The organism is Microcystis sp. LE19-195.1E (assembly GCF_027532095.1).
GTDB classification, from domain to species: Bacteria; Cyanobacteriota; Cyanobacteriia; order Cyanobacteriales; family Microcystaceae; genus Microcystis; species Microcystis aeruginosa.
The window spans coordinates 1-4,168 of the sequence record NZ_JAPZSZ010000078.1 but is presented as its reverse complement, the minus strand read 5'-3'; the positions used below and the strand labels follow the sequence as shown (position 1 = coordinate 4,168).

Annotated in this window: 8 protein-coding genes and 1 pseudogene; all 9 read right to left on the bottom strand. The window is 45.7% G+C overall.

Translation table 11 applies throughout. The features are described from left to right. A partial coding sequence (locus O9300_RS04850) for an IS607 family transposase (protein WP_287970360.1) occupies window positions 1–339 on the bottom strand: 339 nt, incomplete at its 3' end. A gap of 148 nt (window positions 340–487) precedes the next feature. Beyond that, a complete protein-coding gene (psaJ, locus tag O9300_RS04845; protein WP_002738148.1) occupies window positions 488–616 on the bottom strand; it encodes a photosystem I reaction center subunit IX in 129 nt (42 codons plus the stop codon). Window positions 617–661: 45 nt separating this feature from the next. Then, window positions 662–1,156, bottom strand: coding sequence for a photosystem I reaction center subunit III (locus O9300_RS04840; RefSeq protein WP_004163740.1), 495 nt, complete (start codon window positions 1,154–1,156; stop codon window positions 662–664). A gap of 132 nt (window positions 1,157–1,288) precedes the next feature. Then, window positions 1,289–1,708 carry a secondary thiamine-phosphate synthase enzyme YjbQ gene (locus O9300_RS04835; RefSeq protein WP_287970359.1) on the bottom strand — a complete coding sequence of 140 codons (420 nt, stop codon included), beginning with the start codon at window positions 1,706–1,708 and terminating at the stop codon, window positions 1,289–1,291. Window positions 1,709–1,718: 10 nt separating this feature from the next. Further along, window positions 1,719–2,519 carry a uroporphyrinogen-III C-methyltransferase gene (cobA, locus tag O9300_RS04830; RefSeq protein WP_287970358.1) on the bottom strand — a complete coding sequence of 267 codons (801 nt, stop codon included), beginning with the start codon at window positions 2,517–2,519 and terminating at the stop codon, window positions 1,719–1,721. Window positions 2,520–2,875: 356 nt separating this feature from the next. After that, window positions 2,876–3,073 carry a hypothetical protein gene (locus O9300_RS04825; RefSeq protein ID WP_287970357.1) on the bottom strand — a complete coding sequence of 66 codons (198 nt, stop codon included), beginning with the start codon at window positions 3,071–3,073 and terminating at the stop codon, window positions 2,876–2,878. Then, window positions 3,070–3,510, bottom strand: coding sequence for a PIN domain-containing protein (locus O9300_RS04820; protein ID WP_287970356.1), 441 nt, complete (start codon window positions 3,508–3,510; stop codon window positions 3,070–3,072). Before O9300_RS04820 ends, O9300_RS04825 begins: the two co-directional genes overlap by 4 nt. 65 nt (window positions 3,511–3,575) lie before the next feature. Further along, the gene (locus O9300_RS04815; RefSeq protein WP_287970355.1) at window positions 3,576–3,782 is read right to left on the bottom strand and encodes a hypothetical protein; all 207 of its coding nucleotides are present in this window, start codon (window positions 3,780–3,782) and stop codon (window positions 3,576–3,578) included. A gap of 201 nt (window positions 3,783–3,983) precedes the next feature. Then, a pseudogene (locus O9300_RS04810) lies at window positions 3,984–4,168 on the bottom strand (zinc ribbon domain-containing protein); the annotation flags it as partial.

The following is a 4,168-nucleotide window of genomic DNA, read 5'->3' as shown; positions in this document are numbered from 1 at the left end:
AATCAACCGAATTAATCGCTTTAATCCTTTTTTGTTGTAGTTAAGTCCTGAACCTAAGTCGTCTATAATTTCAACTTGCCAACCGTTTTGAGCGCAAAACAATTCGACAACTTCTTTTTGACGTTCTAAATCTTTCTTTTGGTCATGACTAGAAACACGGCAATAGCCAACAGTATAAGAGAGATTCTCTTTTAAACCAAGCAACTGAGAAATTGTATAACGACGATGCCCATTAGCAGTCCGTTCTGGAATTAGTTTACCTTCAGACTCCCAACGCCTTAACGTCGATACGCTTACACCTTTCAATTTAGCTGCTTCCGCTCTGGTTAACTTACTCATAGAACGATTATAGCATAAGTCATGAGTAATTTTGGATAATATTAGTTAGGTTTTTGGCTTCTGTATTTAACCCCCAATCCCTGGGATCATTGCCCTTAAAAAGGGATACAGTGGACTCTGTATCCCCTTTAATCACCTGAGATTGCCTTTAACCTAGCGGGTGGAATAAGAGATCGGGATAAAAGCGATTAAATTCGATTAAAATCCCGGCGGTGAAAGTCAGCAGCGCCATAATTAACACGGGTGCGGACGAGAGAAATTTAGTAAGTCCTTCCATCTGAGTTCTCCTAGGGAATAAAAAGTCAAGGGTTTGACACAAAAATTAACGAGGGGAAACGGTAATTTCCGAATCCTTAACGGTTAATTTACCGGAAGTGGCTTCTTGTAAAGCCGCCAACGGCCAGAGGAACCCCGTTAACATTTTGCTCAAAGCGAGGGGAACATCGATGATGATTTCCTTCATTTCGGCATCTTTGCTGTCGCGCACGGCGATTAAATAGGCCCGACCAACCCAACCGATCCAACCGGCAATGTACAGGAATAGGATGCTAGGGATAAAGAAATCGCCCATGTGATCCCAACGACCATCAACAATTAGGTGAGGATAGCCTTCGGGTCCACAGAGAGCTTGGGAGTAGGTTTGAGCGCGTTTGGCTCCCGATTCGGGGTCAGGAGTGGTGTTGCGGAAACTCTTCGCTTTTTGTAGGAAAGCGGGATTTTCGCTACAAGGGGTCAGATTAGACAAATCAGCCGACGCTGGAGCGGCAAAGGTGAACCAGAGAGATAGCACCAGGGCCAGAGCGAACAATTTTCGCATAAATTGTTTCCTTTTGTTACGAAATATGAAGTTCTTTGTTCAAAAAGCGAACAATTTGATCGTACACGGAAAAAATCTTACTCCGATGAGGGGTACGAGTAAAGTTTCTATTACAAAACTATACGCAACGCTTCAGACCCCCGTGATATGAACCACCACTTGCCTTTGGTGACGACTCTGACGATGTTCCCAGAGATAGATACCTTGCCAGATCCCTAAAACTAATTTACCCCTAGCGATCGGGATTTGTTCCGATGTCTGGGTTAGGACTGAGCGAATGTGAGCGGGCATATCGTCTGGCCCTTCGGTAGAGTGATAGTAGAGACTGCTATCTTCCGGCACTAACTTGGCGAAGAAATTGGCCAAATCGGTGAGAACATCGGGATCGGCATTTTCTTGGATCAGCAAGGAAGCGGAGGTGTGACAGACAAATATACTGCATAATCCCGTCGTTATGCCCGATTCGGCTACGATCGCCTCTATGGGGGCAGTCAGACGATGGAAATTCTTGGGACTGGTGGCAATTGTCAGGGATTTTTGATATTGACGCATGGAAACCGAATCAGAGAGAAATGGGTGTAGGGGGGATTGTCCTGGAGAGCAAAGGTTGTCCCGCTTGCAAGAGATCGTGAAGGTCCACCACTGCCCCGATAACAGCGATCGCAGGGGCTTCAAAGCCGGTGGCTTCGATCTTGTCCATAATCGTAGTGAAAGTACCGATTAACTGCTGTTGCTGCGGTGTTGTTCCCCAGCGAATCAGGGCGATCGGTGTTTCTGGACTTCTGCCGGCCTTGGTTAACTCGCCGATAATATAGGGTAAATTATGCACACCCATGTAAACAACAATTGTTTCCGCACCATGGGCGATCGCTGACCAGTTAACTTGAGGACGATATTTACCCGCCATCTCGTGGCCGGTGACGAAGGTAACGGAAGAACTATAATTGCGATGGGTGAGGGGAATACCGGCGTAGGCAGGCACGGCAATTCCTGAAGTGATCCCCGGCACGATCTCGACGCTAATTCCGGCCGCAATCAGATCGAGCATTTCTTCACCCCCGCGACCGAAAACAAAGGGATCGCCCCCCTTGAGACGAACAACCACAGCATTAGTCTGGGCCTTCTCGATCAGTAAAGCGGTGATTTCCTCCTGTACTAGAGAATGACGACCGCGACGCTTACCCGCATGGATTTGTTCGGCCCGGTGGTTAATCATGGCTAGAATCGAGGGGCTAACTAGGGCATCATAGAGGACAACATCGGCATTTTCTAGGAGAACTTTCGCTTTTAAGGTCAACAAACCGGGATCTCCGGGACCCGCACCGACGAGATAGACCTTACCGCAACTTTCTGATTGATTCATAGATACTGGGGAGAAAATTCTTGCTTCGATCGAATGCGCTTGATCCCTACTGTATTGTGACTGGGGCAAAATTTGGTATTTTTAGCTACAGTTACTCGGCGATCATGCGCTTTCTTCATGAAGAATTATGATCTTAACATTACTTAACCCTTAATCTAGCGATCGCTCTGATACCAAATCCCGTTTAACAGGTATGGAGGAGTGGAAAGTAGGGAAAAGGGAGCGGGTTTTTCCAGTGGGATTGGGAGTGAATCATGCTATTAAAAACCGATTCAGTATAACGGCTCAAATCAGCGGCGGCAGCAGACCTCTAACTCAGCACCAATATCTCCTGACCTTCCGCTGAATTTGAATTGTTAGGTGTCTTGCATACGCTTCAAAATCTCATCTAGTGTTAAGTCTTTGAATAGACTTTCGCGTTCTTCTGTATAGTTTCCATACCCAGTTGAAAACTGATTTAGAAAACGTACTGTACTTGCAATGCCAATTTCTTTAGATAGGACTTGGATTGCTTGTTGCGTAATTTCGTGCAAGGACTTTGTTTGACTGCTCATTGCGATAGCTCCGTAATCAGTTCAAGAGGAGAAACAACTTTGGTTTGCAAAGTATCAACTTCCTTAGCTCGTCTCAAAAATCTGTCGTCGCATGTGCAGAAATAATCTGCTTCTGCCTCAACTGAAAAAGCCAAATGCAATGCATCAAGTGGTTTGATACCTGAGTTGACAAATACTTGCGCTCGTTCTTCAATTTGCTTATTTGGTTGGAGAAATAAGTCTGCCTTCGATAACGCTTCTAAAATATATGCTTTCCTTGGAGAAGGCGTAATTTGTTCAGCTTCAAACATTAAGGCTTGTGAAGAAACTAACTCAAATTGCCCAGCTTCCCACAATGCGATGACATTGAGAATAGCCTCAGCTTCAACAGCAACTCGAATTTGCGTCTTGGTATCAAGTGGGCGTTGCAAGCTGCACATATCAAAATAAATCCTCATAATACAAAATTGCCACACCCCTCAAGCCAAAAGTTTTACCCTATAGAATTACCATTATATAGTCTCTAGTTACATGCCCCCATAGCTTTACAGAGTTCTTCAATCATAAGCTCTACAGCAGCTGCTCCACCACCAACAACACTTGATAAAATTCCCACCACTACTGCCTCTGAAAGACCAGTAGCCGCAGCAATCACAGCAACTTCTGGAATAAGGGCAAGTCCGCCAGTGGCAACTGCCGCCGCAATTGCAGCAGCAATGACTGCGCCCAAACCTACGTTTAGCCCAATTTTACAAGACCAACATTGGCAGCATCCCCTAGAGAGGCTGCAAGTTCAGGATGCTCAAATGCTAAGTTCGTTCTTGCCATAAGATAGCGGGTGCTTTCAGATGTAATCATGCTTAAGTCCCCAGTAAATTTGTTCAATTCTTGACATCCTCGCCGCCGTAAAACGGACGGTGATTCCCAAACCTCACGATTTAGGTTTCTGCTTCTTTCCCTTGCGGGGTTCCGCACCTGCCTTAACAGATTTACTCTATTCTGGTCTTATAGTCGCTCTACAGACTGACACCGCAAGCCCTGCGGCCAAAATATTTTTACTGGCGTTAATATCTCGGTCATGGTGAGTCCCACAGTCTGGACAGTCCCATTCTCGAA

What these genes read in the sequence shown, in the direction of transcription:
- psaJ (WP_002738148.1), bottom strand. Translation starts at nt 616, where the DNA reads ATGGAAGGACTTACTAAATTTCTCTCGTCCGCACCCGTGTTAATTATG.
- O9300_RS04840 (WP_004163740.1), bottom strand. Translation starts at nt 1,156, where the DNA reads ATGCGAAAATTGTTCGCTCTGGCCCTGGTGCTATCTCTCTGGTTCACC.
- O9300_RS04835 (WP_287970359.1), bottom strand. Translation starts at nt 1,708, where the DNA reads ATGCGTCAATATCAAAAATCCCTGACAATTGCCACCAGTCCCAAGAAT.
- cobA (WP_287970358.1), bottom strand. Translation starts at nt 2,519, where the DNA reads ATGAATCAATCAGAAAGTTGCGGTAAGGTCTATCTCGTCGGTGCGGGT.
- O9300_RS04825 (WP_287970357.1), bottom strand. Translation starts at nt 3,073, where the DNA reads ATGAGCAGTCAAACAAAGTCCTTGCACGAAATTACGCAACAAGCAATC.
- O9300_RS04820 (WP_287970356.1), bottom strand. Translation starts at nt 3,510, where the DNA reads ATGAGGATTTATTTTGATATGTGCAGCTTGCAACGCCCACTTGATACC.